The organism is Leifsonia xyli (genome assembly GCA_001647635.1).
Lineage (GTDB): Bacteria > Actinomycetota > Actinomycetes > Actinomycetales > Microbacteriaceae > Leifsonia > Leifsonia xyli_A.
Genome location: CP014761.1, coordinates 434102 through 460749, shown reverse-complemented (window position 1 = coordinate 460749; position 26648 = coordinate 434102). Strand labels below are relative to the sequence as shown.

The 26648-nt window shown below is 68.4% G+C and carries 31 protein-coding genes and 2 pseudogenes; 15 read left to right on the top strand and 18 right to left on the bottom strand.

The features are described from left to right. Nucleotides 1–18: 18 nt before the first annotated feature. Nucleotides 19–507, bottom strand: coding sequence for a translation elongation factor (locus A0130_02315; protein ANF30660.1), 489 nt, complete (start codon nt 505–507; stop codon nt 19–21). A gap of 283 nt (nt 508–790) precedes the next feature. On the opposite strand from A0130_02315, the gene A0130_02310 reads away from it, so the two are divergent. The 4 genes from A0130_02310 to A0130_02295 all read left to right on the top strand — a co-directional run bounded on the left by A0130_02310 (nt 791) and on the right by A0130_02295 (nt 4480). Then, on the top strand, nt 791–1180 hold the full coding sequence (locus tag A0130_02310) for a translation initiation inhibitor (GenBank protein ANF30659.1): 390 nt from the start codon (nt 791–793) through the stop codon (nt 1178–1180). Between the two features lie 269 nt (nt 1181–1449). Beyond that, complete coding sequence (locus tag A0130_02305) at nt 1450–3267, top strand: hypothetical protein (protein ANF33262.1); 1818 nt, start codon at nt 1450–1452, stop codon at nt 3265–3267. Between the two features lie 25 nt (nt 3268–3292). Then, complete coding sequence (locus A0130_02300; protein ID ANF30658.1) at nt 3293–4036, top strand: methyltransferase type 11; 744 nt, start codon at nt 3293–3295, stop codon at nt 4034–4036. A gap of 75 nt (nt 4037–4111) precedes the next feature. Continuing rightward, a complete protein-coding gene (locus A0130_02295) occupies nt 4112–4480 on the top strand; it encodes a hypothetical protein (protein ANF30657.1) in 369 nt (122 codons plus the stop codon). 156 nt (nt 4481–4636) lie between these two features. Here the strand turns inward: A0130_02295 and A0130_02290 are convergent, their stop codons facing one another. From A0130_02290 to A0130_02260, 7 genes are all read right to left on the bottom strand, one after another. Next, nucleotides 4637–4894 carry a hypothetical protein gene (locus A0130_02290; protein ID ANF30656.1) on the bottom strand — a complete coding sequence of 86 codons (258 nt, stop codon included), beginning with the start codon at nt 4892–4894 and terminating at the stop codon, nt 4637–4639. Then, nucleotides 4891–5187 carry a hypothetical protein gene (locus A0130_02285; protein ANF30655.1) on the bottom strand — a complete coding sequence of 99 codons (297 nt, stop codon included), beginning with the start codon at nt 5185–5187 and terminating at the stop codon, nt 4891–4893. Before A0130_02285 ends, A0130_02290 begins: the two co-directional genes overlap by 4 nt. A gap of 62 nt (nt 5188–5249) precedes the next feature. Beyond that, nucleotides 5250–6014, bottom strand: coding sequence for an ABC transporter permease (locus A0130_02280; GenBank protein ID ANF30654.1), 765 nt, complete (start codon nt 6012–6014; stop codon nt 5250–5252). Further along, entirely contained in the window at nt 6011–6802 is a 792-nt protein-coding gene (locus A0130_02275) for a glycosyl transferase family 8 (GenBank protein ID ANF30653.1), read from the bottom strand. Before A0130_02275 ends, A0130_02280 begins: the two co-directional genes overlap by 4 nt. Continuing rightward, nucleotides 6799–7179, bottom strand: a complete 381-nt coding sequence (locus tag A0130_02270; GenBank protein ID ANF30652.1) for a hypothetical protein — start codon at nt 7177–7179, stop codon at nt 6799–6801. The genes A0130_02275 and A0130_02270 overlap by 4 nt, the downstream gene beginning before the upstream one ends. A 2-nt stretch (nt 7180–7181) precedes the next feature. Next, nucleotides 7182–7514: a PadR family transcriptional regulator gene (locus A0130_02265; protein ID ANF30651.1), complete on the bottom strand. Its 333-nt coding sequence runs from the start codon at nt 7512–7514 to the stop codon at nt 7182–7184. A gap of 111 nt (nt 7515–7625) precedes the next feature. Further along, nucleotides 7626–8423 (bottom strand): cytochrome C oxidase assembly protein, encoded by a 798-nt coding sequence (locus tag A0130_02260; GenBank protein ANF33261.1) that lies wholly within the window; start codon nt 8421–8423, stop codon nt 7626–7628. Between the two features lie 167 nt (nt 8424–8590). Here A0130_02260 and A0130_02255 point away from each other — a divergent pair, with 167 nt between their 5' ends. After that, complete coding sequence (locus tag A0130_02255) at nt 8591–8893, top strand: hypothetical protein (GenBank protein ANF30650.1); 303 nt, start codon at nt 8591–8593, stop codon at nt 8891–8893. Here A0130_02255 and A0130_02250 read toward each other — a convergent pair whose 3' ends face one another. Continuing rightward, nucleotides 8894–9346: a hypothetical protein gene (locus tag A0130_02250; GenBank protein ID ANF30649.1), complete on the bottom strand. Its 453-nt coding sequence runs from the start codon at nt 9344–9346 to the stop codon at nt 8894–8896. Between the two features lie 76 nt (nt 9347–9422). Between A0130_02250 and A0130_02245 the strand changes: the two genes are divergently transcribed. Then, complete coding sequence (locus A0130_02245; protein ID ANF30648.1) at nt 9423–10019, top strand: TetR family transcriptional regulator; 597 nt, start codon at nt 9423–9425, stop codon at nt 10017–10019. 98 nt (nt 10020–10117) lie between these two features. Continuing rightward, a complete protein-coding gene (locus A0130_02240) occupies nt 10118–11548 on the top strand; it encodes an FAD-dependent oxidoreductase (GenBank protein ANF30647.1) in 1431 nt (476 codons plus the stop codon). A gap of 15 nt (nt 11549–11563) precedes the next feature. Here the strand turns inward: A0130_02240 and A0130_02235 are convergent, their stop codons facing one another. The 4 genes from A0130_02235 to A0130_02220 all read right to left on the bottom strand — a co-directional run bounded on the left by A0130_02235 (nt 11564) and on the right by A0130_02220 (nt 14631). After that, the gene (locus A0130_02235) at nt 11564–11968 is read right to left on the bottom strand and encodes a hypothetical protein (GenBank protein ANF30646.1); all 405 of its coding nucleotides are present in this window, start codon (nt 11966–11968) and stop codon (nt 11564–11566) included. Nucleotides 11969–11991: 23 nt separating this feature from the next. Continuing rightward, nucleotides 11992–13464 carry a cardiolipin synthase A gene (locus tag A0130_02230; protein ID ANF30645.1) on the bottom strand — a complete coding sequence of 491 codons (1473 nt, stop codon included), beginning with the start codon at nt 13462–13464 and terminating at the stop codon, nt 11992–11994. A gap of 126 nt (nt 13465–13590) precedes the next feature. After that, nucleotides 13591–13713 (bottom strand): 50S ribosomal protein L36, encoded by a 123-nt coding sequence (locus tag A0130_02225; GenBank protein ANF30644.1) that lies wholly within the window; start codon nt 13711–13713, stop codon nt 13591–13593. A gap of 66 nt (nt 13714–13779) precedes the next feature. Then, nucleotides 13780–14631: a pterin-4-alpha-carbinolamine dehydratase gene (locus tag A0130_02220; protein ANF30643.1), complete on the bottom strand. Its 852-nt coding sequence runs from the start codon at nt 14629–14631 to the stop codon at nt 13780–13782. 183 nt (nt 14632–14814) lie between these two features. Here A0130_02220 and A0130_02215 point away from each other — a divergent pair, with 183 nt between their 5' ends. Beyond that, nucleotides 14815–15252: a hypothetical protein gene (locus A0130_02215; GenBank protein ID ANF30642.1), complete on the top strand. Its 438-nt coding sequence runs from the start codon at nt 14815–14817 to the stop codon at nt 15250–15252. A gap of 349 nt (nt 15253–15601) precedes the next feature. Here the strand turns inward: A0130_02215 and A0130_02210 are convergent. Together A0130_02210 and A0130_02205 are read right to left on the bottom strand one after the other, a co-directional pair. Continuing rightward, a pseudogene (locus A0130_02210) lies at nt 15602–16708 on the bottom strand (phospho-N-acetylmuramoyl-pentapeptide-transferase). 22 nt (nt 16709–16730) lie between these two features. Beyond that, entirely contained in the window at nt 16731–18011 is a 1281-nt protein-coding gene (locus A0130_02205) for an MFS transporter (GenBank protein ANF33260.1), read from the bottom strand. Nucleotides 18012–18111: 100 nt separating this feature from the next. Between A0130_02205 and A0130_02200 the strand changes: the two genes are divergently transcribed. From A0130_02200 to A0130_02185, 4 genes are all read left to right on the top strand, one after another. Further along, a complete protein-coding gene (locus tag A0130_02200) occupies nt 18112–18453 on the top strand; it encodes a hypothetical protein (GenBank protein ANF30641.1) in 342 nt (113 codons plus the stop codon). Between the two features lie 52 nt (nt 18454–18505). Then, nucleotides 18506–18859, top strand: coding sequence for a hypothetical protein (locus tag A0130_02195; protein ANF30640.1), 354 nt, complete (start codon nt 18506–18508; stop codon nt 18857–18859). Continuing rightward, on the top strand, nt 18856–19284 hold the full coding sequence (locus tag A0130_02190; GenBank protein ID ANF30639.1) for a hypothetical protein: 429 nt from the start codon (nt 18856–18858) through the stop codon (nt 19282–19284). The genes A0130_02195 and A0130_02190 overlap by 4 nt, the downstream gene beginning before the upstream one ends. Nucleotides 19285–20714: 1430 nt before the next feature. After that, nucleotides 20715–21143: a hypothetical protein gene (locus tag A0130_02185; protein ID ANF30638.1), complete on the top strand. Its 429-nt coding sequence runs from the start codon at nt 20715–20717 to the stop codon at nt 21141–21143. A gap of 353 nt (nt 21144–21496) precedes the next feature. Here the strand turns inward: A0130_02185 and A0130_02180 are convergent, their stop codons facing one another. Continuing rightward, the gene (locus tag A0130_02180; protein ANF30637.1) at nt 21497–22279 is read right to left on the bottom strand and encodes a hypothetical protein; all 783 of its coding nucleotides are present in this window, start codon (nt 22277–22279) and stop codon (nt 21497–21499) included. A gap of 60 nt (nt 22280–22339) precedes the next feature. Here A0130_02180 and A0130_02175 point away from each other — a divergent pair, with 60 nt between their 5' ends. After that, nucleotides 22340–22798 carry an activator of Hsp90 ATPase 1 family protein gene (locus tag A0130_02175; GenBank protein ID ANF30636.1) on the top strand — a complete coding sequence of 153 codons (459 nt, stop codon included), beginning with the start codon at nt 22340–22342 and terminating at the stop codon, nt 22796–22798. Nucleotides 22799–22819: 21 nt separating this feature from the next. On the opposite strand, the pseudogene A0130_02170 reads toward A0130_02175, so the two are convergent. Next, nucleotides 22820–23640, bottom strand: a pseudogene (locus A0130_02170) (oxidoreductase). Between the two features lie 141 nt (nt 23641–23781). On the opposite strand from A0130_02170, the gene A0130_02165 reads away from it, so the two are divergent. Both A0130_02165 and A0130_02160 read left to right on the top strand, forming a co-directional pair. After that, a complete protein-coding gene (locus A0130_02165) occupies nt 23782–24561 on the top strand; it encodes a hypothetical protein (protein ANF30635.1) in 780 nt (259 codons plus the stop codon). Next, nucleotides 24558–25316 carry a hypothetical protein gene (locus A0130_02160; protein ANF30634.1) on the top strand — a complete coding sequence of 253 codons (759 nt, stop codon included), beginning with the start codon at nt 24558–24560 and terminating at the stop codon, nt 25314–25316. The genes A0130_02165 and A0130_02160 overlap by 4 nt, the downstream gene beginning before the upstream one ends. 188 nt (nt 25317–25504) lie before the next feature. Here A0130_02160 and A0130_02155 read toward each other — a convergent pair whose 3' ends face one another. Beyond that, nucleotides 25505–26248 carry a hypothetical protein gene (locus A0130_02155; protein ID ANF30633.1) on the bottom strand — a complete coding sequence of 248 codons (744 nt, stop codon included), beginning with the start codon at nt 26246–26248 and terminating at the stop codon, nt 25505–25507. Nucleotides 26249–26648 lie beyond the last annotated feature (400 nt).

Genomic DNA, 26648 nt, shown 5'->3' with positions numbered 1-26648 from the left:
CCTCCCGCAGTGGCGTCATCAGTCGCCGTCCATTACCCGGCGGACGAAGGCGTCCACGTGCTCCCGAAGCGCGTCGATCCGCTGCTGCCTGGCCGCCTCGACGTCGAAACCGACGTAGGCGGTCGGCGGCCGCTTGCGGACGTTCGCGGAGCACTGGAAGTCGGCGCAGACGAGCGTGCCGAGCGTGTTGCCGTTGCGGCCCGCCTTTCCCGCGCGCTTCGCGATGAAGAAGACGACGTCGTTAGGGAGGTGCACGTCCTCGCACCACGAGCACTGGGGACGCGAGCGGATGCGGCCGTCGGCCAGCCGGAGCAGCACGCCGACGGGCTCGCCGTCGACGACGGCGACGACGTACCCGAGCGCCGGCTGCTTGCGGTCACGCCAGCCCAGGTAGTCGAGGTCGTCGAAGCGCAGCTGCGCCAGGTCGGGGAGGGTGGCCTCCTTGCGCTCACGCTGGGACGCGTTGACGAAGGAGGAGCGGATCTGATTCTCGGTCAGGGGGATCATGGATGAACCTGTCTATCGGAGGTCGGTCGAACACGGCCGGATGCGGCCGTGGAAGACGCCGCGGCGCACGAGAGCGTGCGGAGACGCGCGGCGGACGGCGCGCCGAAGCGCGCGGAATCACCGGAGAGGGGACAGCGCTATCTCGCGCCGGCGCTGAGCGCGCCGACGACCTCCAGACGCCCGACGGGCTGCGAGATGAGCGGGTTCACGCCTCCACTGTAACGCGAGCGCCGATGTCGGTGGTCGGCGGCAGTATCGGCCGCATAGGGAGAAAGGACCCGTCATGGCCGGAGAACCGACGCCCGTCGACCCGCCGGAGCTGTTCCGCAGCCCCGCGTTCGCTCAGGGAATGATCGCGCCAGCGGGGCGGCTGCTCTTCGTCGGCGGTCAGAACGGGGTGGATGCGGAGGGCGAGCTGCTCGACGGACTCCAGGCGCAGACGGAGCAGGCGCTGCGCAACCTGCTCGCGGTGCTCGCAGCCGCACGCAGCGGGCCGGAGCACGTGGTGAAGCTGACCATCCACCTCGCGCCCGGCATCGATCCGACCGCCGCCTACGGCGCGACCCGCATCGTGTGGGGCGACCACCGCACGGCCGTCACGGTGCTCGCCGTGTCTCCGGCGCGTCCGGGTGCACTGGTCGAGATCGACGCCGTGGCGTCCGTGCCGGGCTGACCCAGGGGCACGCCGTGAGGGTCGCCTACTCGTCCCGCTCGTCGGGGCCGTCGAACTCGGTGAGCTCGTCGACGGCGGCCTCGCCCTCGGCGCCTGCGTCGTCCCTGCCGCCGTCGCCGGCCGCGTCGGGCGCGGTGGTGAAGCAGGAAAACGTGCATTAGGGTCAAGTGGTGGATGGACAGATCGGGCTCGACCCCGCTGAGCTCCGACGGCTCCAGGAATGCGTCAAAGAACCGATCAGGACGCCCGGTCGCATCCAGTCGTTCGGGATGCTCTTCGTCGTCGACATCGCGACGTACGAGATCGTCACCGTCAGTGAGAACGCCGGCCGCTGGCTCGGCCGCTCGGTGTCGGAGCTGAACAGCCCGACGCTGGAGTGGAGCGTCACCGCCGAGACCCACGGCGACCCCATTCGCGTCGAGATCGGCGACGAGGCCTTCGACGCCGTGACCCACCGGCAGGGCGGTCAGATGATCATCGAGCTGGAGCCAGCCGAGACGACGCCCGACCTTCCGACAGCCTCCGTCGTGGGCGCGATCCGTTCGCTCGGGCTGCTGGCCGGCGCCGACGAGCTCCGCCAGGCCGCGGCCGAGGAGGTCAAGCGCATCAGCGGCTTCGACCGGGTGATGGTGTACCGCTTCTTCGAGGACGGTCACGGAGAGGTCGCCGGCGAGGCGTCCGAGCCCGACATGGAGTCGTACCGCGGGCTGCACTTCCCGGCCTCCGACATCCCGCAGCAGGCCCGCTCGCTCTACTTGACCAAGCTCTCGCGCCAGATCGTCAGCACCGACGACCTCGGGACGCCGCTGGTCTCGGTGGTGGACTCCCCACCACTCGACCTCAGCAGCGCGGAGCTCCGCGCGGTGTCGCCGCACCACCTCCAATTCATGCGGAACATGGGTCAGGCGTCGACGGTGTCGTTCTCGCTCATCCAGGAGGACCGGCTGGTCGGCATGATCACCTGCGCCCATCGCACCGAGCGGCGGATGCCGATCCTGTTGCGCCGCGCGCTGGAGGTGCTGGCCACCCAGCTGACCTTGCAGCTCGGGGCGCTCGAGTCGATCGCGCAGCTGCGCCGCGACCTCAGCATCCGGGAGCAGCGCTCCGCCGTGCTCGCCGGTGTCCCGTCATCCGACGACCCGCTCATCACCCTCGTCGAGAGTGGCCCGGAGTTGTGCCGCCTGGTAGGCGCCGACGGCGTCATCCTCGCCCTCGACGGTGTCAGCCGCAGCGTCGGCGCCGTGCCTCTCACCGACCGCAGCCTGCTCCTGTCCGCGGCAGGCACCGAGCCGCTGGCGACGAACGAGCTCGCGCGCACCCATCCGGCGCTCAGCGTCCTGATGCCGGGCTTCGCCGGGCTGATGGTCGTCCCGGTCGGCGCGCACGGCGTGCTGCTGTTCTTCCGCCAGGAGGTCGCCCAGGTGATCCGCTGGCTCGGCGACCAGACCGCCGCCAACCGCGATGACGCGCTGTCGCCGCGCCGGTCGTTCTCCGAGTGGAAGCAGAGCGTGGAAGGCACGGCGCTGCCGTGGGGATCGGTCGCCGAGGAATCCCGCGAGCTCGGGCGCGACCTCGCCCGGGCACTCGACCGTCGTCGCGAGGCGCACCTGGCCCAACTCGCTCTGATCGACCACCTCACCGGGCTGCACAACCGGCGCTCCTTCGAGCACGAGCTCGAGAAGACCGTGACCGACGGCGAGGGCGGCGTCCTGCTGTTCCTCGACCTGGACGAGTTCAAGTCGATCAACGACCGGCACGGGCACGAGACGGGCGACGCCGTGCTGCGGGCGATCGCCGACCGGCTCACCCGCGACAGCCGCTCGACGGATGTGATCTCTCGGCTCGCGGGCGACGAGTTCGTCGTACTCAGCGCCGCCGCGACGCAGGAGGACGGTGAACGCTTCGCCGCCCGCCTGGTGCGCGACATCGCCGACCCCATCCGGACCGCGCGCGGACCGATGACCGTCACCGCGTCCTGCGGCGTCATCACCATCGAGCCTGGGCTGACGGCGAAGCAGTTGCTGGATGCGGCCGACGCCGCGATGTACCGCGCCAAGAACACCGGCCGCAACCGCGTCTCGCTCTGACCGGTCGAGGCGTAGCGTCGGCGTCATGCCCGACCCGATGCACTTCGACCGGTACGCCGAGCTGTACGACCGCGCCCGGCCGCCGTATCCGTCGGCGTTGACCGACCGCCTCACCGCGCTCGGTCTGCTGGGGGCGGGCGTGCGGGCGCTCGACCTCGGCGCCGGGACCGGGCAGGCGACGCGGATCCTGGTCGAGGCCGGCATGGAGGTGACGGCGGTCGAGCCGGGAGGTGCGCTGGCGGCGCGTCTCCATGACGCGCTTCCCGCCGTGCGCGTGGTCCGCTCCACCGCAGAGGACGTCGAGTTCCCCGCGGGATCGTTCGGCCTCGTGACCGTCGCCACGGCCGTGCACTGGTTCGACCTCGACGTCGTCCTGCCGAAGCTGCATCGCATCCTCACGACCGACGGGCGGCTGGCCGTGTGGCGCACCGCCTACGGCGACCCATCGGTGGCCCCCGGGCCGTTCCGCGAAGCCATCCAGCGGATCGTCGACGCCCGGGATGCTCCGCGCCGGGCGCAGCCGGACGAGACGGACACGGCCAGCTGGGCACGGGCACTCGAATCCGGCGGCCTGTTCCGAACCGTGCAGGCCGCAGAGTTCGCGTGGGCCGTCGATCTTGACGCGGACGCCGTCCGGGACCTGTTCACGACATTCAGCGACTGGACGGCAGCAGAAGCCGAGGAGGCCGCTCGGGCGGTGGATGAGTTGGGGGGCGTGGTCACCGAGCACTACCTGACGCCGCTCCTCGTCCTCGAACCCGTGCGCTGAAGCCCACCGTGTCGATCCGGGCGGTTCCCGTTCGACGCTCCATCACGAGATGATGCGAGACAGGAGGCGTGACCGATGACCGAGTACATCATCCTCATCCAGGGCGACGAAGAGCGCTGGAGCACCATGACCGAGGCCGAGCGGGCGGAGATCGACGCTGCCCACGGCGAGTTCTGGCGGAAGGCCCAGGGCGTGATCCGCGCGTCCGGAGAGCTCGAGAACTCCAGGACGGCGGTGACCGTCCGTCGTGGCGACGGCGGCGAACCGGTCGCGGTCGATGGGCCGTTCACCGAGGCGAAGGAGGTCGTCGGCGGGTTCTACCTGATCGATGTCCCGGACCGCGAGACCGCCGTCGAGCTGGCGTCCGGGCTGGCGGAGGCGCGGCACGACCACAGCGGAGTGCAGGTGCAGCCGCTGGTCGACCACAGCGATAAGAGCAGCTAGGGGAACGGAGGTGGTTCCCCCGGGATGCCGATCCGTTCGCGTCGGGTTGAGACGTCTTCGCCAGCGAATTCGTGTCCGCGTCGGGTCCGGCATCCCCGGGCCTCCATCACGCTAGCGGGGGAGCGGCGGTGTCCTCAATTCGGGGGACCGAAACCGTCAAGAATTGACGGGGCCGAACGATCGGGGGTCGCTGGGACCGCCGCGCGTCCCCTTGTGCGGCTCCTCGATGATGCGCACGTTGTGGATGGTCACCGTGTCGGTCATCAGGAGGTCGAGTGAGGTGACGAACAGCCGACCGATCTCATCCGCGGTGACGTCCGGTCCCGGCAGGTCGACGCGGAAGCCCTGCGCCTGCAGGCCGCCCTCGTTCGAGAAGGTGACCTCGGCGTCGAACACCGCGCGGTACTGCGTCATGAGTCGGCAGGCTTGGTCGCGACGCCGTCGAGCCAGAGGGTCTCCGACTCGTCCCGGTGCACGCCGTCGGTGCCGACGTGCTTCGTGCTGATCGTCGGCCCTTTCTGGATGACATGCACCAGCGCCATCCCGTGCCCGCGACCGAGGTCGTAGTCGTCCTTCAGCCAGGCGAGGATCTCGCCCGCCTTGACGCCGGGCGCGTCGAGTCCGCGCTCGTGAGCGATGTCGACGAGCTGCCGCGGGGTGAGGCCGGTCTTCTTCTCGATGGTGTCCAAGTACGCCTGGAATGACATAGTCCCGAGCGTACGCGACGCCGCCCGCCTCCAGGGGGAGACGGGCGGCGTCGGCGTGGTGCTCAGTTGAACTTGCGACGGTACTTCGCGATCGCGAAGGCGTAGGCCACCACGAGGATCCCGACCAGCCACGCCAGCGCGATCCAGATGTCGGTGCCCACCGGCTGCCCGGCGAAGAGCGCCCGCATCGTGTTCACGATCGACGTGACCGGCTGGTTCTCCGCGAACCAGGCGACCGGTGCCGGCATCGACTCCGTCGGCACGAAGGCCGAGCTGATGAACGGCAGGAAGATCAGCGGGTAGCTGAACGCACTCGCCCCGTCCACCGTCTTGGCCGACAGCCCCGCGATCACGGCGATCCAGGTGAGCGCCAGGGTGAACAGGATGAGGATGCCCGCGACCGCGAGCCACGCCCCGACCGAGGCACCGGTGCGGAAGCCCATGATCAGCGCGACGCCGATCACCAGCGCGACCGAGACCAGGTTCGCGACGAGCGAGGTGAGCACGTGCGCCCACAGCACCGACGACCGCGCGATCGGCATCGACTGGAAGCGCTCGAAGATCCCGCCCTGCAGGTCGAGGAACAGCCGGTAGGCCGTGTACGCGATCCCCGACGCGATGGTGATGAGGAGGATGCCCGGCAGCATGTAGTCGATGTACGACTGGCCCGTGCCGATCCGGATCGCCCCGCCGAGCACGTACACGAACAGGAGCATCAGGGCGATCGGGGTGATCGCGGTGGTGATGATCGTGTCCGGGCTGCGGAGGATGTGACGCAGCGACCGCCCGGTGAGGGTGCGCGTGTCGCTGAGGACGTAGGTGCTCATCGTTCGCTCCTTTCGTTCGCCGCGTCGTCGTCGCCGACGAGGGCGAGGAAGACCTCTTCGAGCGTCGGCTGCTTCTCCACGTACTCGACCGTGGCCGCGGGAAGGAGCTTCTTCAGCTCGGCGAGGGTGCCGTTCTGGATGATGGTGCCCTTGTGCAGGATCGCGATCCGGTCGGCGAGCTGCTCGGCCTCGTCGAGATACTGCGTGGTGAGCAGCACGGTCGTGCCGGTGCGGGCCAGCTCGCGGACGGTGTCCCACACCTCGATGCGCGCCTGCGGGTCGAGGCCGGTGGTCGGCTCGTCGAGGAAGATGACCGGCGGGTCGCCGATCAGGCTCATCGCGATGTCGAGCCGGCGCCGCATCCCGCCGGAGTAGGTGCCCGCCTTGCGGTCTCCCGCGTCGCTGAGCGAGAAGCGGGCGAGCATCCGGTCGGCCACCTGGCCCGGGTCCTTCAGGTGCCGGAGCTTCGCGACCAGCACGAGGTTCTCGCGCCCGGTGAGCACTTCGTCGACCGCCGCGAACTGCCCGGTCAGGCTGAGCGACCGGCGCACGTCGGCCGGAGCCGACGCCACATCGAACCCCTGGACGCTGGCGCTGCCGCCGTCCGCCTTCAGCAGGGTGGCGAGGATGCGCACGAGCGTGGTCTTGCCGGCCCCGTTGGAGCCGAGGAGGGCGAAGATGCTGCCGGCGGCCACGTCGAAGTCGACGCCGCGCAGCACCTCCAGCTCCTTGAAGGACTTGGTGATGCCCTGCACCCGGATGGCCGGGTCGAGCGTGGTGGCGGTCATGACGGTGTTCCCCCTTCTTGCTGTTCTGCGGCCGTTGCGACCGCCTGGTCGAGCCGGTCGCGCTCCTTGTCCATCCACCGCTTGCCCGTGTAGGCCTCGGCGAACGTCTCCGCGAACTCGGCCGGGTCGTCGCCGGTGATCTCACGGATCGGGGTGCCGTCGGCGGCTGCGCGCTCCCACAGGTCGGCGAAGTCGCCGAACATCGTGACGAGCACGTCACCGTCGACAAGGCCGCCCTGGTACAGGAAGTACCGGTGGAACGCCTTCGCCGCCGAGCGGTAGGGCTCGGGGAGGGCGTCCACACGGGCGACGGCCTGCCGGTACTGCTTCTTCTGCTCGAGCGACCCGGTGAGGGCCTCGATCCACTTCGCTGCCATGATCAATCGTTCCCTTCGGTGTGGAGCTGTTCGATCCGTTCCGCGAGGAAGCTCCATGTCCTCCAGAACTCTGCGAGCTGTTCGCGCCCCTGCGTGTTGAGCGAGAAGACCTTTCGTGGCGGTCCTTTCTCGGAGGGCACCTTCTCGACGTCCACGAACCCCCGCTGCTCGATGCGGACCAGGAGGGCGTACACCGTGCCCTCGACGAGGTCGGTGAAGCCCTGGTCGCGCAATCGCGTGGTGATCTCGTATCCGTATGCGGGACGGTCGGCGAGGATCGCGAGGACCATTCCCTCGAGGGTGCCCTTGAGCATCTCCGTCATCTGGCTGGCCATCGGGTCACCTCCTACTCAGTGATGTTGACTACCGGTACAAAGTAACACCGAGTACCGGTACTTAGCAACACCGATTAGCAAGATTTTTCTGAGCGGATCAGAAGGCCCCGCCTAGCGCCGTCCTTCGAGGTGATGCCGCGTCAACTCGGCCATCTGCTCGTCGCTCAGCTCGTCGAGGCGCCGGCTCTCGTGCCGGTCGAGGCGCATCCACCGCACGAAGAGGATGACCAGCACCGGTACGTCCGCGAGCTCGGCGATGAACCAGAGCAGGTCGCCGGACAGGTGCTGGTCGTGCAGGGGAGTGGGGAACCAGAGCGGCAGTCGGCCGGCGATTGCGGGTGCGTGGTCGAGGATGCCGTCGTTGAGCCGTAGCAGGAGGCCGGGAATCGCGTCCAGCACCAGTTCGACGAAGGCCAGCAGGAACTCCACGGTGACGAAGAAGCCGGTGCGCAGGACGGAGTGCGCCGCGATCGGCAGCACGAGCAGCAGGCCGGCGAGCGGGGTCACCACCGAGATCGTCCACTCGGACCAGAGCGAATCGCGCAGGATGGCGGCGACCGGCGTGAGGAAGACCAGGAACACGGCGCAGGCGAACACGGGCGCGAAGGCTGCGCTGCCCACGATGCGGACGGGCCGCGAACGCATGAAGCGATCGGTGCGGCGACGGCCCGCGGGCCCGAGTGCCGCCCGCGCGAGCGCGATCGGACGGCCGAGACTGACCAGCGCAGGCACGACGAACAGCAGAAGGGCGATCCGAGTCGTGAACGCCCATCGCAGATCCGTGCTCTCGGCGCCGAGGAAGCCGAACGACACCACCGCGTACGACCCGAGGCCGAGCAGCAGGAACGCGGCGGTCAGCCGGGCCGGCCAGCGGTGGCCGCGTCGCCGCAACCGGACCACGCCGCCGATGTAGAAGGCTCCCGCGGCGACGAGCACGGCCGCAGCCGCCGGGTCGAACGACCAGGTGGTGAGGAGGACGGCGAGGGGTGGCGTGGTCGGCTCCATTCGAATCTCGGGACGACCGCATCCTCCTCCTGCGCTTCTGTGCCGTCGCTGGATGCTCCTAGGCTGGAGGTATGCACGCCGCTCTCCAGTACACCTACGCCGACGACTACCTGACGGCCCGCGAGGCGCTACGGCCCGCCCACCTCGCGCTCGGCTGGGAGGCTGTCGAGAGAGGCGAACTGCTGCTCGGCGGCGTGCTCGGCGACGGCCCGTTCGACGGGTTGCTCATCTTCCAGGGCGATGACGCGGTGGGAGCCGCGGAGCGCTTCGCCGACGCCGACCCCTACGTCGCCCACGGACTCGTCACGGCATGGACGGCGCGCGAGTGGAAGACGGCGCTGGGGGAGTCGGCGACGACGCCGGTTCGCCCGTAGTCAGGCTGCGGACGGCACCGCGGAAGCGGGGATGCGCCCCAGCCGCACGAGGATCTCGAACCGGTCGGGTACGCCCCAGTGCTCGACGATGCGTCCGTCGCGCACACGCGCCACGTCGAACACCGTGAGCCGCATCGGCAGCCCGGTGGGCGGTCCGGCGAACGGGCCGGTGTTGGTGCCGACGCCCTCGGCCCGCACCCAGACGGTGTCGTCCCGTTCGACCCAGTCCTGCACGGTGAACCGCAGGTCGGGAAAGGCGGTGTGCACGTCGGACATGCACTTCTTGATGTACTCGATGGCCTCCGCGCCGCGGCCGGCCATGCCGAACTGGTGCTCGACGATGTCGGGGGAGCAGAGCTCGTCGACGACCTCGAGACGGCCGCCGGAGAACCCCTCGTCGAGCATGCGCTCGATGATGTGCAGAGCGGTGGATCCCGCTCGCTCGGTGATCATGATGACTCCTTCGTCTGCATTGTCGCTGTACTCGATGCAGTGACACTGCACTGAATACACCGCTAGTATCACTCCCGTGGACGCGGAGGTCAAGAGCACATATCGTCAGGAGCAGGCGCTCGAGACGCGCCAGCGGATCGCCTGGGCGGCTCAGCGCCTCTTCGCCCGTGACGGCTACGCCGTGACGAGCATCGAGGCCATCGCACGGGAGGCCGGGGTGGCCACCCGCACGGTGTACGCCGCTTTCGGGGCGAAGCGCGAGATCCTCAACCTGATCTGCGAGCGCTGGCTCGAACGCGCACGCGCACGGGACCTCGCGAAAGAGGTGCTCGAGGAGGCGGACCCGCTGGCCCGGCTCGCCGGCGCCGCGCACTGGCTGACCGTGCTGTACTCGACCGACTTCGACGTGGTGCGCATCCTCGACGCCGCCCAGGACGAGGACCGCGAGACGCAGGAGCTGCTCCGGTCGAAGCTGCGCGGACGGAACCGGGTGATGGACAGCCTCATCGCGTCCGTCGAACCGGTCCTGGCCGTCCCAGTGGTCGAGGCGCAGTCCGTCTATCGCGCGATGGCGGCGGCCGGGGTCTACCAGGAACTGGTCGTGGCGTCGGGATGGACACCGGAGCAGTTCGAGCGCTGGCTGCACGGCGTGCTCACGTCGCAGCTGCTCTGATCCCCTCCCGCATTTCCAGGATACCGGCCGGGTGGGGGCTTGCTGCAAGGCCCCGGTGAGGCACCAGAATGGTCGCTCCACAGAATGAGGGGAGCAATGTGCACGACGTGATCATCAGCGGGGGCGGCCCGACAGGAACGATGCTGGCGGCCGAGCTCCGGCTCCACAATGTCGACGTGCTGGTGCTGGAACGGGATGCCGAGCCGACACCGCTGGTGCGCTCGCTCGGCCTGCACCCGCGCAGCATCGAGATCCTCGACATGCGGGGCCTGCTGGACCGCTTCCTCGCCGTCGGCACACCGTATCCGCAGGCCATCGGGCACTTCGCCGGCATCCCGAGCCCGCACCCCGTGCGCCTGGACAGCTCGCACGCGTACGTGCTCGGCATCCCGCAGCCGGTCACCGACCGCATTCTGTTCGAGCAGGCCGTCGCGCTCGGGGCCCACGTGCGTCGCGGAGCCGAGGTGGTCGGCTTCACACAGGACGTTGACGGCGTCACCGTGTCGCTCGCCGACGGCTCGGCCGAGAGGGGCCGATGGCTGGTCGGCGCTGACGGCGGCCGCAGCCTCGTCCGCAAGCTCGCGGGCATCGACTTCCCCGGAGAGCCGGCGCAGATCGAGTGGATACTCGGCGAGGTGCAGGCGACCGCATCGCCCGAGGAGATGGCCGCCGTCACCGCGCGGGTCCGCGAGACGGAGCGCGGCTTCGGGATCGGCCCCACCCCGGACGGGCTCGTGCGCGCCGTCGTCCCGGCCGCCGCCGTAGCCGACGACCGGTCCGTCGCGCCGACCCTGGAGGAGTTCGCCGCGCGGCTGCGTCACGTCGCCGGGACCGACTTCGGCGTCCACTCGCCGCGCTCCCTCACGCGCTTCACCGACGCGACCCGGCTGGCCGAACGGTACCGGGACGGCCGCGTGCTGCTCGCCGGGGACGCCGCGCATGTGCATCCACCGCTCGGCGGGCAGGGCCTCAACCTCGGGATCCAGGACGCGGTGAACCTCGGCTGGAAGCTGGCCGCCGAGGTCTCCGGATGGGCCCCCGCCGGGCTGCTCGACAGCTACGGCAGCGAGCGGCACCCGGTCGCCGAGGCCGTGCTGACGTCGACCCGCGCCCAGGCGGTCCTCACCTCGCCGGAACCCGGCCCGCAGGCCGTGCGACGGGTGCTGGCCGAGCTGATGGAGTTCGACGACGTGACGACGTACCTGGCCGAGAAGGTGGGGGGGACCGCCATCCGCTACGACGTCGGGGACGGGCCGAAGCTGCTCGGGAGCCGTCTGCGCGACCTCCCGCTCGGCGACGGGCGCCTGTACGAGCGGATGCATGACGGCCGCGGCATCCTACTCGACGGCACCGGCGCGTTGTCGGCGGACGGCTGGGCCGGCCGCGTCGACGTCGTCACGGCGCCCCCGGACGAGCTGCCTGCGCCCGCGCTGCTGCTCCGGCCCGACGGTCACGTCGTATGGCTGGGCGACGACGCGGACGGGCTCGACGCCGCACTCCGCCGCTGGTTGGGCGTGCCGGACGCATGAGCGCCCAGTCCGTACTCACGCGCTCGTACGCGGCGGGTTGTACGCGAACTCGAAGCGGATGCCGTTGTCGTCCTCGACGAACGCCGCGTAGTACCGCTCGTTGAACCGCGGATACGGCTTCGGGTCGCGCACGGACGCCCATCCGGCGCCGAGGGCGATCGCGTGCAGCCGGTCGACCTCGTCCGGCGTGGCGATGTCGAAGGCGAGGTGCTGCCAGCCGACGCGTCCGTGGCGGTGCGGGCCGGAGCCCGGCTCCCGCTCGGGGAACAGGATCAGCTCGGTCTCGGTGCCGAAGTCCCAGGAGACCGATCCGTCGGCATCGCGCCGGGTGTACCCGAGTGCGGTGAGCACCGGGTCGAACTGGGCGATCGCGGAGGGCAAGTCGGCAACGGTCATTCCGAGGTGGTCGACGAGGGCCATGCCTGCGAGTCTAGGGGAGAGGGCTACTGGAGCGCCGAGGTGAGCCGTGCCACGCCGTCGAGGAAGGTCGCCGATCTCGGCTCCCGCAGCCACTCCTCGAGCGTCAGCTGCCGGCCCGCATCCCGGTATCCCTGCTCCGCAGCCCGCATTTGGTCGACGAACGAGCGGCCGTAGACGAGCAGCGTCACCTCCGAGTTGAGCGCGAAGGAGCGGATGTCCATGTTGCTCGACCCGACCACCGCGACGTCGTCGTCGATCGACAGGTGCTTCGAGTGCAGGATGAACGGCGCCGGGTACAGCCAGATCTGCACGCCCGCACGGAGCAGCGGCTCGTAGTACGACCGCTGCGCGTGCCACACCGCCCCCTGGTCGCCGATCTCCGAGACGAAGAGCTGCACCTCCAACCCGCGCTGGCACGCGGACGTGATCGCGTACATCATCGCCTCATCCGGCACGAAGTACGGGCTGGTGATGATCACCTTCCGCTGAGCGGAGGTGACGAGCGTGAGGAACTGGCGGAGGTTGTTCTCCCCGTCGTAGCCCGGGCCGCTCGGGACCACCTGGCAGACGAGCGCGTCCGGGGAGGGATCGGCCGGCACGTCCACGGCGGGCACCTGGGCGTCGGCGCCGAGCAGCTCGCCGGTCTCGAGGTACCAGTCGGAGAGGAAGACGGCGTTCGTCTCGGCGACGACCGGGCCCGTGATGCGCGCCATCAGCTCCTGCCACTGCAGCCCGCGTTTGAGGTTCTTGGGCGTGTTGTAGCTGCGGTCGATCAGGTTCTGCGAGCCCATGTGCGCGACGAGACCGTCCACCACGACGAGCTTGCGGTGGTTCCGGAGGTCCGGCCGTTGGTATTCGCCCGAGAACGGCCGGACGGGCAGCATCCAACTCCACTTCACGCCGATGCGGTCGAGCTCGGCGAACGTCTTCTCGCTGTCGACCGCACGCCGGGAGGCGACGTAGTCAGCGAGCAGCCGCACGGTCACGCCGCGCTGCACCGCCCGCTCCATCGCCGCGAAGAACGGCTTCGTCGTCGCATCCCAGGACACGATGAAGAACTCGACGTGCACGAACGCCCTGGCCGTCTCGATGTCGGCGGTCATCGCGTCGATCGACGAGCGATAGTCGCCGATCAGGGTGGCGGTGTTGCCCGCGACGGCCGGCAGGGCTCCGTTCGCGCGGTTCTGGTGCGCCAGCGAGGCGAACCAGTCGGGGAAGTCGCCGCGGTCGCCGATCGGCGGGATGCCCTCCGCGCGGTCGGTGATGATCCGGTTGAGCTCGTGCTGCTTTTCGCGCCGCTTCCGCGGCAACCGCACGTTGCCGATCACCAGGAAAAGGATGATGCCGATGAACGGGATGAGGAAGATCGCGAGCAGCCACGCCATGGCCGCGGTCGGCTTGCGGTCGCGCGGCACGATGATGAGAGCGGCGATCCGGATGGCGAGGTCGGCGACGATCAGGATGCCGCCGAGGATCGGGAACTGCTGCAGGTTCATGCGACCGCCTTCCCGTGCGGATGGTGGTGGCGAGTATGTCAGGCGAGCGGACGGCTCGGGAAGGCGGCGGTTGTACGACGAAGGGCGCAGGGTCGGTGACCCTGCGCCCTTCCTACCGCGTGCCGCTCAGCCTTGGCGGGCCTTCATCCGCGGGTTCTTCTTGTTGATGATGAACGTCCGACCCCGACGGCGCACGACCTGCGCACCCGGCATCGACTTGAGCGAACTCAACGAGTTGCGTACCTTCATGGCGGACCTCCCTTATTGAAACCTATTCTCAACAACACGGGAGGGCCGCGATTTATTCTCCGGCGATCACACGCCGAAGGTGGCGAGCCAGGCATCCACGACCGGGATGTCCAGGCGCTGGTACCCGCCCAGGTACCGGCAGTTCGCCGTGTAGCCGTAGCTCGTCACCGCGACGATCCGGCCATCGAGGAGGACGGGTCCGCCCGAGTCGCCGAAGCAGGTCCCGCCGGTTCCGCGGGTGTCGTTGGGGTTGCCGTTGGTCTGCAGGATCTGCGGCGTGAGCTTCTGTCCGGGCATCTCGACGTAGCGCCGGAGGAGCGGGTAGGTCATCGGCTGCGGCTTCTGCGGCCCGGACTCCGGCTTGCGGACCTCGGTGCCGTATCCCACCCCCGTGAACAGCGTCTTCGACAGGTTGCTGGTCTTGATCGCATCCAGCGTGCCGACGGGCGCGATCTGCGGGTAGCCCGAACCGAACGAGGGGAGGGGCTGGTCGAGCACGATCACGCCGACATCGTTCCAGTTGTCCTTGTCGGTGAAGTCGGAGTAGTCGGGATGCGTGTACGCAGTCCCGGAGTAGTAGCCGGCGGCCGTGATCTCCGCCGACGTGTAACCGGCGCTCGGGTCGGCCGCGACCGGGAACGGCGTCGGCGGCTGCTCCGCGATCACCGAGTCGAAGGTGACGAGCGTCTTGCCCAGCGTGCCGGACGTGCAGTGCGCGGCGGTCACAACGACCGTCGGCGACACCAGCGTCGCCGAGCATCGGAAGCGACCGTCGGCGTCGTAGAACAGGATCAGGCCGACGTCGGGGTGGGTGTTCCCGTCGGGCGTGCCTCCGGTACTGGCGACGGCGGGTGCGCCGGTCATCAGTCCCGCGAATGCGGCCAACGCGATGGCACCGGCCAAGATTCTCTTGCGCATAGATCCCCCTTTGGATCTCGTAGCGGTTTCGATGCGTTCGAGTATGTATGGATTCTCAGAATCGCACCAGAGTCATCGAGGCGGGGAGAGGGGCCGCGTTCGCCTGGGGCACATCGCGCTGCGACGCTGAAGAAGATCGAGGACGCCATCAGGGCGCACTTCGAGTCCACCTTCGCCCTCTACATGGAGGACCGGGACGAGTGGAACTATCCGATCCTTGCGATTCATCACAATGTGCTCACCGTTGGCCTCAATAGCTGGGACGCGACGCTCGTCGGACAGAAGCTCACTATTCGGTCTGGGCCAGGAGACATCAAGCTTGCGGTGACCTTCGACGTCCCCAACCGGGTAGTCATCGAGCGAGCTCAACTCCGACGCAACAGAGTGACAATTGACATTCATCCGGGGCGCATGACCGTCAACGGCTTCCTACTCGCTGACATGCGGATCTCCGCTCCCGAAGTCGGCATAAGGATGGGCCCCCAGATCAACGTGCCCCCGACAGCCTCGTTCTGCTTACGAGCCGATCGTTACGACCAGGCACAGACGGCCCAGTCGCTCATTGGCATCGGCAGGGACCCCTTGATGCGTCCCTGGAACGAACGAACGCAGATCCTCTGACCCGGGGGACCACCCCTCCCCACCCCTCCCCACCCATCACCTCCTAGACAAGGGCTGGCACGCCCTTCCGCCGAGGCATACTGTCCCGCTCGTCGTCCGGAGCAGGACCGCCCGGGCGTTCACGACCCTGCGGCCACGGGAACGACCTTCGGACGCTTCCTCCTCCGGGCGCGCCTGATGCACGCGGCCGAGCTGCTGGTCGACAGCGGCGACACGATCGCTCAGATCGCATCCCGGGTGGGCTACCGCTCCGAGTCGGCGTTCACGCGGGCCTTTCGCGACGGACCGGGGGAGACGCCAGCGCGTTTCCGTCGCCGTCAGCGGCGGCAACCGGCCTGATCCAGCGAACTCAGCCCAGCCACTCCGCGTAGAAGACCCCGAGACCCAACGCCACGAGGATGCCGGTCACGATCCACAGCCGCACGACGATCGTCACTTCGCGCCAGTTCATGAGCTCGAACGTGTGGTGGATGGGCGTCATCAGGAACAGGCGCCTGCCTCCGGTGGCCTTGAAGTACGCGCGCTGGACGATCACCGATCCCGCTTCGATGACGAAGAGACCGCCGATGAGCAGGAGCAGCAGCTCGGTGTGCGTCTCGATGGCGAGCGCGCACATAGCGCCGCCCAGCCCCAGGGATCCGGTGTCGCCCATGATGATCTTCGCCGGGTTGGTGTTCCACCAGAGGAAGCCGATGAGGGCCCCGCAGATGGCGGCCGCGACGATCGCGAGCGACAGAGGGTCGGCGGTGGGATAGCAGCGCGATATGTTGTCCGGCTGCACCCGGCCGCCGCCGCAGGCCTGGCTGAACTGCCAGAACCCGATGAAGGCGAACGCCCCGATGGAGAGGATGGACGCGCCGGTCGCGAGACCGTCGAGGCCGTCCGCGAGGTTCACGCCGTTGGTCGAAGCGGCGGCGAGGAGGTTGACCCAGAGCAGGTAGAGGATGACCCCGACGGCGGGGACGGCGGTGGCGATGCGCGCGAGATCCAGACAGGGGATGTCACGCACGGCCGAGATCGCCGTCTAGGCCGGTGTGAGGCCGTTCGCATTCGGCAGTTGAAGCGCCAGGATGGCGTATGCCGTGCCCACGGCGAGCTGGCCGGCGATCTTGGACCAGCCGCCGAGCCCGAGACTGCGCTGGTTGCGCACTTTGAGGTAGTCGTCGAGGAAGCCGACGACCGCCATCCCGACCAGCATGAAGAGCACGAGCAGGGATGACGGGGTGATCGCCTCACCGCCGTTCAGCCAGGCGGCCGTGAAGAAGCCGAACAGGGTCGCCAGGATGAAGACGATCCCGCCCATGGTGGGCGTCCCGCGCTTGACGTGGTGGCTCTCCGGCCCGTCGTCGCGGATGAACTGGCCCAGGTCGAGCCGCCGGAACAGGCGGATGAAGGCCGGAGTCAGAGCCAGTGAGAACACGAGGGCAAGGCTGCCGGCGGTCAGAAGGGTCCCCACCGGGGAATCCTCTCATCGGTCCTCAGGGAATCCGGGCACCCTCGCCGGTGGCGCCTGGGGCGCCCGGCACGCCCGCCGTGTCGGCAGGGTCGCGCTGGCGGCGGCTGGCGACGAGGAAGGGGATCCCGATGAGTTCGATCGCACCGCCGATGACGAGCGAGGTGCCGTAGCCCCAGAGGTCGGCCGCGCGTCCGAGCGCCGGCTGGATGACGACGCCGCCGAGGCTCCCGAACAGCGAATCGAACGAGAGGACGGTCGCGCGCTGCTTCGACGGGATCATGTCGTTGAGATACGCCTGCCGCACGGGACCGGCGACGGCGAAGACGAAGCCCCACAGCACCAGGAGCACCAACGCGAACCAGAAGAACGCCGTCAGTCCCAGCAGCACCAGAACGACGATGCTGGTCAGCGACGCCGCGATCACCATCGTCGTCCGCTTGGCGAACATCCTCCGGAGTCGCGGAGCGAGGATCCCGCCCGCCACCTGGGCGAGCGAGAGGATGGCCGCCGCCAGACCCGCGATCGAGTACGCGTTCGGGTCGCCGTAGAGCACGAGGAGGTACGGCTGCAAGGCGTAGAAGGCGTAAATGCCGACGCCCGACGCGAAGGGTGCGGAGAGGATGACGTACCGCACCGAGCGCTTGCGCATCCCGTGCTCGATCGACTGGTTCAAGACGTTCCTGGTCGCCCTCAGAGGCCCCATCGACTTGTCGGGTGTGAAGCCGAGGTCGTGCATCGCGACGAACGCGAAGACGAACATGAGGATCAGGACCGCCGCCCGCAGGAGGAACGGCACGCCGAGGTTCGTCACCTGGGCGATGACCCCGCCGAGGACCGAGCCGACGAAGGTCGCGATCCCCGTCACCACCAGGCCGCGCCCGAAGACCGCCTCGAGGCTCCCGGTGTAGCCGGTCGCGCCCAGCGCATCCACGAGCCAGGCGTCGACGGCGCCCGAGAAGAACGTGAATCCCAGACCGAGCAGCACGGAGGCGAGCGCCCACCAGACGAAGGGGGAGTGCCACACCCAGAGCAGCCAATACAGCGCGGTCGAGAGCGAGAGGGTGATCGTCCCCAGGAGGTAGGACGCGCGCCGCCCGATCGTGTCGGCGACGACCCCTGTCGGGATTTCGAAGACGACCATGCCGGCGGTGAAGAAAGCGTTCGCGGCGAACGCCTCGAAGTTGGTGAGTCCGGCGTCAAGGAGGAACAGCGTGTTGATGCCCCAGATGAACGCCGCGGCCAGGGTGTTGCCGAGCATGAGGGTCAGATAGACGCGCTGGACCCGTCGCGCGGAGGGGGTCATGGGGTCGACCAAGGTGGAGCCATCACGGACAACATAATCGTCCGCCGGCGATCCGTGCGACAGGGTGGTCGCGGACCGCCGACGCGCGTAGCGTTCGGCCATGACGAAGCTCATCGAGAGAATGGCCGACTCCGTGCCCGCCTGGGGCGCCCGGCTCGCATACGGCGACACGACGACGCTCGACGGACACGACGTCCTCCCCGTCGCGATCGTCGTCTTCGGCTTCGGAGGCGGCGAGGGGTCCGGCGAGGAGGCGGGCGGCGGCGATCGCGGCGAGGGGAGTGGCGGCGGTGGCGGCGGCTACGCCATGCCGATCGGCGCCTACATCGGCGGGCCCCGTGGCCCGGTGTTCCGCCCGAACCCGGTCGCCGTCATCATCGCTGCGGCCCCGCTGGTATCTGCGGCCGGGTTGGCGCTGGCGCGATTGCTCCGGGGGAGTTGACTGCGCGACCGCGTTGATTGACAGGCTCCTGTCAATGGGTCATGATGGCGGTATGTCATCGATCGCGGTTCTGAGTCGTGCGGTCATCTCGGTACGGTCACTCCAGGTGGCTCTGCCCGTCTACGCGCATGGCCTCGGGTTCGCGGTGGAAAGACGGGACGAGGGTTTCGCCCGGATGCGCACTGGCGACGGCGTGGAGCTGATGTTCCATGAACGGCCGTCATCCGCCTCTGACGCGGCCGTCGCCCTCACATTCACCGTCGACGGCCTGGACGTCGTGGCCGCTCGATGGACCGCCGCCGGGGGAGTGGTGGTCGATCCGCCGGCCACGCAGCCGTGGGGGGAGCGGATGGCCGTCGTGCGCGACGCGGACGGTCACGTCGTCTGCCTCGTGGAGTCGACGTGAACGGCGGCCGGGAGCTTACTGCCCTCGTCGACGAGGTGTTCCGACTGGCCGACGCGTTCGCGACGGCCGGGGATCGACTGGTCGCGGGGGAGCAGCTGACCGCCTCCCGCTGGCTGACGCTCGGTGCGATCGCTCACGGACCGATGAGCGTGGCAGGAATCGCTCGCCGCCGCGGTTTGCGCCGGCAGTCCGCCGCCGAGAGCGTCGCCGCCCTCGAGCGCGCTGGTCTGGTCACGCGGGAGCCGGATCCGGACGACGCGCGCGCGCCGCTCGTGCACCTCACCGCAGAAGGACGCGCGACACTGGAGCGCATCCGCCCGCTGAGGCGCGCGTGGGCGGACGAGACGGCCCGTGTCAGCTCGGCGGAGGAGCTGGCGCAGACGACGGACGTGCTGCGCCGGATTCGGGAGAGCCTCGTGAGGTGAGGCGCGGTGCGCTACGAAGGCCGGCCGCGCTCCTCGAGTGGTGAGAGTGCGTATTCGTGAGCGGCGTATTCGTCGTGGAAGCGAGGTCGATGAGACGCCCTCTGGCCCCAGGGGCAGCAGTTCACCTACGACGACGACGGCCGCATCACCAGCGTCAAAGACCTCTCCGGGAATCTGCTCGCCGTCCCCGCATACACCAACGGGGAGCTTGCCAGCGTGACCTACCCAGCAGGGCCGGGGGCGGCAGGAACAGGCGTCACCGGGAACTGGACTCGCACACCGGCCGGCGCCATCCAATCGCTCGCCTGGGCGTTCCCGAACAATCAGGGAGCCGTCTGCGATACCCAGATTCGCTCACAAGCCGGACGAGTTCTCGCGGACACGCTCGGCGACGGACCGGCCACCGTGCCCTCGACCTACACTGGCGGAACACAGAGCTGCCGGTCGTCTCACGGAGGAGAATCAGAAACGCGGTCAAGTCATTGCGGTCTACTAGACGCGATAGACCTTGCGCGTGCAGAACAGATGATGATCTTGCGTGCCGGAGGCGCGGGCCCCGGCGGCAAGACTGTCAATAAGATCAACGCAATGTCCGTCGTCCGATTCCTAGCTCACCCGGCTGCTGGTTACGTGACTCGGCGAATAGTCGGCTTCTGAATCGGAGGAATGCAAGTGGTTCGTGATCTAACCAAGCTTCCGCCGCGGGTGGAGCGCATTGGCTATGGCATGCGCATCACCGAAGCCGATCTTCCTGTAATCGAGGCGCTCGGTGGGCGCCTAACGTTCATACCGTTGGACGTTGCGGATTTCGCCTCAATCGAGATCGCTGCGCCCGTGGTGCGGGACCTCTACGTGGACGCCGGCCTGGCAACCGACTTACGCGTACTCGAATCCTTCACCAGGCTCGAGCGACTGCATGTTCAAGCCGCAAAGTCGAAGTTCTCGGTCGATCTGACTCGACTTCCTCACTTGCGGTCCTACGCGGGGAGGTTCCGAAACTTCGAGTCCGTTCTGAGCGTTGGCACTTTGCGCTCGTTTGAGACCACGCGCATGCCGTGGGAACTCGTTGAAGAATTCGAGGCGCCGCTGGAAGAGTTGGAACTCTGGCACGCCCGACCGATAACGGAAGTGCCGCAACTCAAGAGCTCAAGCGCGCTTCGCTGGCTACGAATGAACGGCTGTGCTGAACTTGACCTGAGCGGCCTCCGGACCTACCGGAGGACACTTCGCACACTCGGACTTTCCGACATTGGGAAAGTCACTTCCGCTGAGAGCCTGCTCGAACTGAACCTTGAATCCCTGGGAATCGGAGATTGTCGCAACATCGAGCCAATCGACCCATTAGTAACTTTGGATTTCCCAGAGATAGGAATCGCGGGTTCTAACGTCTTCGATACAGCCTTCCGATCGCAGGTTCGTCATCCGGAAAAGTGGTCATTCCCTCCCCGCAAGGGGCGCCGCCCAAGCTCGGGACCTTTCTAATGGGCGCCTGGGGATATGGTCCGTTCGACAACGACGACGCACTGGATTTCCTGGGCGCGCTGAAGGACGGCGACGAAACAATCGCAAGCTTGATCGGCCGGCTGACGGTCCTCGGCTATCTGGACGCCTCTGCTGGCAGCCAAGTCGTCGCTGCTCTCGCGTTGGTCGCCGGTTCACGTTGGGCAGGCTCGGTCTCATTGCCGGAGGGGCTCGAGGGCCTCGACCTGGGCGCGGTCCCGACTGCTGAGCTACAGGCGCTCGTTGACCGCGTCACTGGCTCGCCGGAAACCTCAGAGCTCCGTGAACTCCTTGCAGAGGATCCTCAGGAGCTCCGTGCCTGGCTTAACGAGGTCCACAGCCTCGCCTCGCGGCTCTGACAGCTTTGTAAGGTGCTCCGGTTGAGCGAGCTTCCGGGGCATCACTGCCTCATTAGGGGCGCTGGAAATGAAGCTCAATCAAACGTTGTGGCGAAGCTGTTTAGTGGTTTTGTTGATTGGATCTAGATGGCAAATCAGCGGCCATATTGCACCGCTACGCCAGGCGTCTTCCTGATACCGCGCCGGCATCGTTGCGGAAATCAGCCAGGAGTTAGAACACGCAAGCAGGGGAGTCCGTGAACGGCAGCGTATTCGCGTCTACGGCGGACATGCGTCTTCGTACTGACATAATGTGCATTATCAGTGCTTGCTGATCGTCGGAAAACCGCCAACTCACGTCACCTCCAGAGCACTCACCCCGACATGAGTTCCTGCAGGCGGTCGAGCTGCTGACTCCAGCCGGGCTCGAGGCCGGCGAGCATCGGCGCTGCGTCGACGTCGGCCCCCTCTGCGGTGATATGCACGCGCAGCGCCGTGCCGTCGCCGGAGGGCTCGAGCGCTGCATCGACGACAACGTCGAAGTATGGCCGCCCGTCGGGGTCGACCGGCGACAACTCGAAGACGATGGCGCGGCCGGCGTCCACCGAGCGCACCGTTCCGGCCGACGCGTACTCCGCGCCGTCGGCCTCCCGCAGTACGAGCTCGACCGCAGCGCCGGGCTGCGGCGACACCGCGCAGCGGACGACCTGGAAGTGCCGTGGAGCCCACCAGCGCGCGGCCTCCGCGGCATCCGTCCAGGCCCGCCACACGACGTCCGGCGGCGCAGCGAGCGTGCGCTCGAGCAGGATGTCCGCCGTCGTCTCGGCGGAGCGCACCGCGGACGAGTACTGCTGCAGGGCGTCGTCGTCAGGCGTGGCGGTCGCCATTCCGCCCAACCAGTCGGCGAGCTCGCGGACGGCATCCCGGTCGAGCCGCGCGAGACGGCGCCGACCCAGTCGCTCGATGGTGACGACCCCGACCGACTCGAGCAACTGCAGGTGCTTGGTGGTCTGCGGCTGCAACGCGCCGAGCGAGGTGGCCACCTCCGAGACCGTGCGCGGCCCCGTTGCCAGCAGGCTCAGGATGCGGAACCGGGTCGGCTCCCCCATCGCGGCCAGCGCCTGCTGAATATCCATGTCGACTCCCTCTTGACACATTCGTCAGAACGAATATATCGTCTGCCTCATCGCGACACAACTCGACGAGATGACACGACCATGGAAACCCTCGAGCGCACCATTCCCGCCTCGCCCGAAGCCGTATGGGAACTCTGGACCACCGCCGACGGCATCTCCCGCTGGTGGGCGCCGGACGGCTTCCGCACCGACGTCGACCTCATCGACGCGCGCCCGGACGGCGAGCTGATCTACACGATGACCGCGGAAGATCCTGCCCAAGTCTCGTTCCTCGAGCAGAACGGCCTGCCCCTGCGCACCCGAGCGCGGAAGATCTTCACCGAGCTCCGCCGCCCGACGCGCATCGCCTACCGGTCGGTCATCGACTTCGTGCCCGACCACGAGCCGTATGAGCAGCTCACCGTGGTCGATCTGGAACCGTCCAGCGAGGGGACCCGCGTGGTGATGCAGGTGGAGGAACTGCACGACGACGTCTGGACCGAGCGCCTCCTCGCTGGCCGCGCCAACGAACTCGACAACCTCGCGCGACTGGTCTCCTGACACCGACCGGGCGAACGCCGATCACAGCACCTCGAGCGGCACCTTTCGAGGCGGTCGCGGGAACAGTCGGTCGAGAGCGGCCAGCTCGTCGGGCGTGAACGTCACGTCCAGCGCGGCTCGGTTCTCGAGGACGTGCTCACGGGTCGATGCCTTGGCCGCGACGGCGAGGTCGGGATGGCGCAGCACCCAGGCGATGGCGATCTGCGCGGGCGTGAGACCTTTCGCTGCCGCCAGCGACGTGAGCAGCGGCGTCCGCAGGAGGCTGCCGTGGCCGATCGGCGAATACGACATCAACGGGATGCCGGCCTTCCGGCACCACGGAAGCAGGTCGATCTCAGGACCACGGGTTTCGAGGTTGTAGAGCACCTGGTCGGTGGCGACGCGGTCTCCGCCCAGCACGGCGACGAGCTCGTCCAGGTCGTCAGTGTCGAAGTTGCTGACGCCCACGAGCGGATGAGGCCCTCCCGGATCAGATCCTCGAACCCCTCGACGGTTTCGGCCAGCGGATGGCGCCCCCGCCAGTGCAACAGGTAGAGGTCGAGGCGGTCGGTGCCCAGCCGCCGGAGACTCGCTCGGCACGACTCCCCCATCCCGCGGCGGTCGGCGTTGCTCGGCAGCACCTTGCTGATCAGGAAGACATCGTCGCGGCGCCCGGCGATGGCCTCACCCACCAGGCGCTCGGAGGCGCCGTCGCCGTACATCTCGGCGGTGTCGATGGTGGTCAGGCCGACGTCGATGCCGGTTCGCAGCGCATCCACTTCGGTGTCGTGGCGGGACGGACTCTCGCCCAGGTACCACGTGCCCTGGCCGAGGCGGGACCGGGTCGGTTCTATGAGTTCCATGCTGCTTCTTCCGTCGACTCGGACGATACGCCGCGGCGGTCGGCAGCCGCACGGAATGGAGAGTCGTCGCTTTTCCGCGTACAGTGCATGACGCCCGCCCCACGGGTCGCCGTTGCTCGCCGTCCCGAAAGGCTCCAACCAGTGCCCGCAGCCGCTGACCTCCGAACGAGCCGCCTGTCCGACTGGAACAAGCGGTTCATCGTCGAAGAACGCTATCTTCCGGCCGAGACGCGCCGCCGCCTCTACCTGACGTCGGTCGTCCTCGTGGTGGTCGGCCTGACCGCCTTCGTGCTGCTCGCCACGAACGTGATCACCCACACCGGCTACGAGCGGCTCGATGTGCCGGTGGAGCGCTGGTTCAACGCCCAACGGTCCACGGAGGCGACCGGTTTCATGACCGTGCTCGCGATCATCTTCGGGCCCGTGGCCATGCCGTTCATCGTGCTCATCACCGTCATCGTCTGGGCCCTCCTGGCGCGGCACCTGTGGCGGCCGTTCCTCCTCGCCGCCGGCATGCTGACCGGCGTGGTGCTCGCGCAGATCCTCGCGCCGATCATCCAGCACCCGCGACCTCCGCTGTCGCTCATGCTGATGGCGCCGGACCACACCTTCTCGTTCCCCTCCGGGCACGTGCTCGGGGCATCCGACTTCTTCCTCATCCTCGCGTTCCTGCTGGCGAGCCGCATCCAGAAGCCGTGGTTCACCGTCGTGGCCTTCGCGGTCGCCGCAGCCCTGATCGTCCTCCAGGTGGCCAGCCGCCTCTACCTCGGCTACCACTGGATCAGCGACACCACCGGCTCCGTCGCCCTGTCGCTGGCGGTCCTCGGCGGAGTGATCGCGCTCGACACCCGACGTACTGTGCGGGTCGAGGGCGAGAAGGTCGAGGGCGAGCTGTCGCAGCCGCAGGTGGACGGCACATGACCTCCCACGGGACGGCCGACGCCGGTGACAAGGTTCGGGATGCGGCCCGGACGGCGCGGGACAGCACGGTGCTGCATGTTCTCGCCCGGATCGGCTTCGCGGCGAGCGGCCTGGTGCAGGTGCTCCTCGGGGCGCTGGCCATCCAGCTCGGGATCAACCACTTCGCCGACGCGGACCAGTCGGGTGCGATGGAGCAGCTGGGTCAGCTTCCCGGCGGCTTCGTGCTGCTCTGGGTGAGCATGATCGGTCTGCTGTCGTTGGCGGTGTGGCTGCTCATCGAGGCCGCCCTGATGCGCGCCGGCACGCCCATGAAGCGCTGGGGGCGGCGGCTCCAGAACGCCGGAAAGGCGATCGCCTATGCGGCCCTCGCCCTGACCGCACTCGCGGTCGTGCAGGGCCACCCGAGCGATGCCAGCTCCTCGACGCGCACGCTCAGCGGTCAGATCCTCGCCCTTCCGGGCGGCGTGGTACTCCTGGTGCTGGTCGGCCTGGTCGTGATCGGCATCGGCGTGTTCCTGCTGATCAAGGGCGTGCGCCGGCGGTTCCTCCGCGACATCGACATCCCCGATCTCCCGGCTGCCGGGACGACGCTCACGGTGCTCGGCGTCCTCGGCTACGCCGCGAAGGGCTTCGTGCTCGGCGTCGCCGGAACGCTCTTCGTGGTAGCAGCGGTCACAGTCCGCCCCGACGAGGCCTCCGGGCTCTACGGCGCGTTCGAGTCGCTGTCGACGGTCCCCTCGGCGTCGCGCTGTTGATCGCCACCGGGGCGGGACTCATCGCCTCCGGCGTGTACAACGTCCTGCGGGCTTGGGTCGCACACTTCTGACAGCTCGATGCTTTCGATCGGTGCCTCTCGACCCCGGGCGACCGCTCGCACACTGGAAGCACGCCCGGCCGTTCGGAGGCTCCCCCTTCCTCCGAACGGCCGCCTGGCACCCCTGCCTCAGGACCGGACGCATCCGGTGTACGTCACGAAGCATCCCGTCGTGTCGATGCCGGCCGGGTAGCCCCACGAGCTCCATGACTCGCTCGCCGTCCACACGTGGTCTTGCAGCGCCCAGACCGGGACGAAGTAGCCGTTGCCCGAGGTGCCGTCGTATCCGTGGATCCAACCGTAGAGTTTTACACCGCCCGCGCTGTACCACCACACCGGACCGCCGGAGTCGCCGCCGGACACCTTCGCCGTGAACGAGCACAGGGCGCTCGGCGGCGAACACGTCTGTAGCGCCTGTCCGCATCGGTATCCGGCCGAAGCCGCAGTCTGAGGCGACGTGCCGGAATGGCACAGCGACGCGCCGGCGACGATGTCCCCGGGATGCGCGACATCCATGACGATGGCGTCCTGCCATCCGTCGGACACCCGGATCTTGGGCGCGATGGGCTGCGTACCGGTGGAGATCATTCCGATGTCGGGATAGCCGGACGCGCCGTTCGCATACGTGGTGTAGGCGACCCTGCCGACGCTCCCCGATCCGGTCACCTGCTCGTCCCTCCAGTTGCCGAGGGGCGAATCGATATGGCCCGCGCCCGGCACGAAGTAGACCCCGCGCTGACGCCACACGCCGCCGCCGGTCGACCCCCAGCCCAGCGGGCCGATGGATCCCGAACCGGCGGGATGCGTCGCCGTGTTCCAGGTCCAGGGTGCGTCCGCGTGCGCGGGACCGGCGACGCCGAGAGCGATCGCCATGGCAACCACCACCGCGGAGGCCCCCCTGCCTGCGAGCCGGCGTCGGCGCCGTGCGGACACACCCGTTCGTCGTGTTGATCTCATACCTGCTTCACTCCTCTTCGTTCGAGCGTTCGCTCCACTCTTAGGGAGTGACGTCGACGCGGATCGTGCCGCGGAACGACGACCTATACATGCCTTCGACACAGCTCGGCGGTGCGCGCTGGCTTCACGTGCATTGCTGCCGAACCGCGTCAGGCATCTGCCTTTCGCCCGTCTGTATCAGTGAAAGCTTGTTCGGACAGAGACGGGGTGACCACGACACGAGTGCAGACGGGCTGGTCGGGCCCCCAGGGTGGCATCTACACAGCATCCCAGGAAGCATCCTGACAGCGGGCCTCCCCGGGCGCTAATGTCAGCA

Excerpts from the sequence above, each read along its gene's own strand:
- A0130_02315 (ANF30660.1), bottom strand. The coding sequence starts at position 507 with ATGATCCCCCTGACCGAGAATCAGATCCGCTCCTCCTTCGTCAACGCG.
- A0130_02310 (ANF30659.1), top strand. The coding sequence starts at position 791 with ATGGCCGGAGAACCGACGCCCGTCGACCCGCCGGAGCTGTTCCGCAGC.
- A0130_02305 (ANF33262.1), top strand. The coding sequence starts at position 1,450 with ATGCTCTTCGTCGTCGACATCGCGACGTACGAGATCGTCACCGTCAGT.
- A0130_02300 (ANF30658.1), top strand. The coding sequence starts at position 3,293 with ATGCCCGACCCGATGCACTTCGACCGGTACGCCGAGCTGTACGACCGC.
- A0130_02295 (ANF30657.1), top strand. The coding sequence starts at position 4,112 with ATGACCGAGTACATCATCCTCATCCAGGGCGACGAAGAGCGCTGGAGC.
- A0130_02290 (ANF30656.1), bottom strand. The coding sequence starts at position 4,894 with ATGACGCAGTACCGCGCGGTGTTCGACGCCGAGGTCACCTTCTCGAAC.
- A0130_02285 (ANF30655.1), bottom strand. The coding sequence starts at position 5,187 with ATGTCATTCCAGGCGTACTTGGACACCATCGAGAAGAAGACCGGCCTC.
- A0130_02280 (ANF30654.1), bottom strand. The coding sequence starts at position 6,014 with ATGAGCACCTACGTCCTCAGCGACACGCGCACCCTCACCGGGCGGTCG.
- A0130_02275 (ANF30653.1), bottom strand. The coding sequence starts at position 6,802 with ATGACCGCCACCACGCTCGACCCGGCCATCCGGGTGCAGGGCATCACC.
- A0130_02270 (ANF30652.1), bottom strand. The coding sequence starts at position 7,179 with ATGGCAGCGAAGTGGATCGAGGCCCTCACCGGGTCGCTCGAGCAGAAG.
- A0130_02265 (ANF30651.1), bottom strand. The coding sequence starts at position 7,514 with ATGGCCAGCCAGATGACGGAGATGCTCAAGGGCACCCTCGAGGGAATG.
- A0130_02255 (ANF30650.1), top strand. The coding sequence starts at position 8,591 with ATGCACGCCGCTCTCCAGTACACCTACGCCGACGACTACCTGACGGCC.
- A0130_02250 (ANF30649.1), bottom strand. The coding sequence starts at position 9,346 with ATGATCACCGAGCGAGCGGGATCCACCGCTCTGCACATCATCGAGCGC.
- A0130_02235 (ANF30646.1), bottom strand. The coding sequence starts at position 11,968 with ATGGCCCTCGTCGACCACCTCGGAATGACCGTTGCCGACTTGCCCTCC.
- A0130_02230 (ANF30645.1), bottom strand. The coding sequence starts at position 13,464 with ATGAACCTGCAGCAGTTCCCGATCCTCGGCGGCATCCTGATCGTCGCC.
- A0130_02225 (ANF30644.1), bottom strand. The coding sequence starts at position 13,713 with ATGAAGGTACGCAACTCGTTGAGTTCGCTCAAGTCGATGCCGGGTGCG.
- A0130_02220 (ANF30643.1), bottom strand. The coding sequence starts at position 14,631 with ATGCGCAAGAGAATCTTGGCCGGTGCCATCGCGTTGGCCGCATTCGCG.
- A0130_02215 (ANF30642.1), top strand. The coding sequence starts at position 14,815 with ATGGAGGACCGGGACGAGTGGAACTATCCGATCCTTGCGATTCATCAC.
- A0130_02205 (ANF33260.1), bottom strand. The coding sequence starts at position 18,011 with ATGACCCCCTCCGCGCGACGGGTCCAGCGCGTCTATCTGACCCTCATG.
- A0130_02200 (ANF30641.1), top strand. The coding sequence starts at position 18,112 with ATGACGAAGCTCATCGAGAGAATGGCCGACTCCGTGCCCGCCTGGGGC.
- A0130_02195 (ANF30640.1), top strand. The coding sequence starts at position 18,506 with ATGTCATCGATCGCGGTTCTGAGTCGTGCGGTCATCTCGGTACGGTCA.
- A0130_02180 (ANF30637.1), bottom strand. The coding sequence starts at position 22,279 with ATGTGTCAAGAGGGAGTCGACATGGATATTCAGCAGGCGCTGGCCGCG.
- A0130_02175 (ANF30636.1), top strand. The coding sequence starts at position 22,340 with ATGGAAACCCTCGAGCGCACCATTCCCGCCTCGCCCGAAGCCGTATGG.
- A0130_02160 (ANF30634.1), top strand. The coding sequence starts at position 24,558 with ATGACCTCCCACGGGACGGCCGACGCCGGTGACAAGGTTCGGGATGCG.
- A0130_02155 (ANF30633.1), bottom strand. The coding sequence starts at position 26,248 with ATGGCGATCGCTCTCGGCGTCGCCGGTCCCGCGCACGCGGACGCACCC.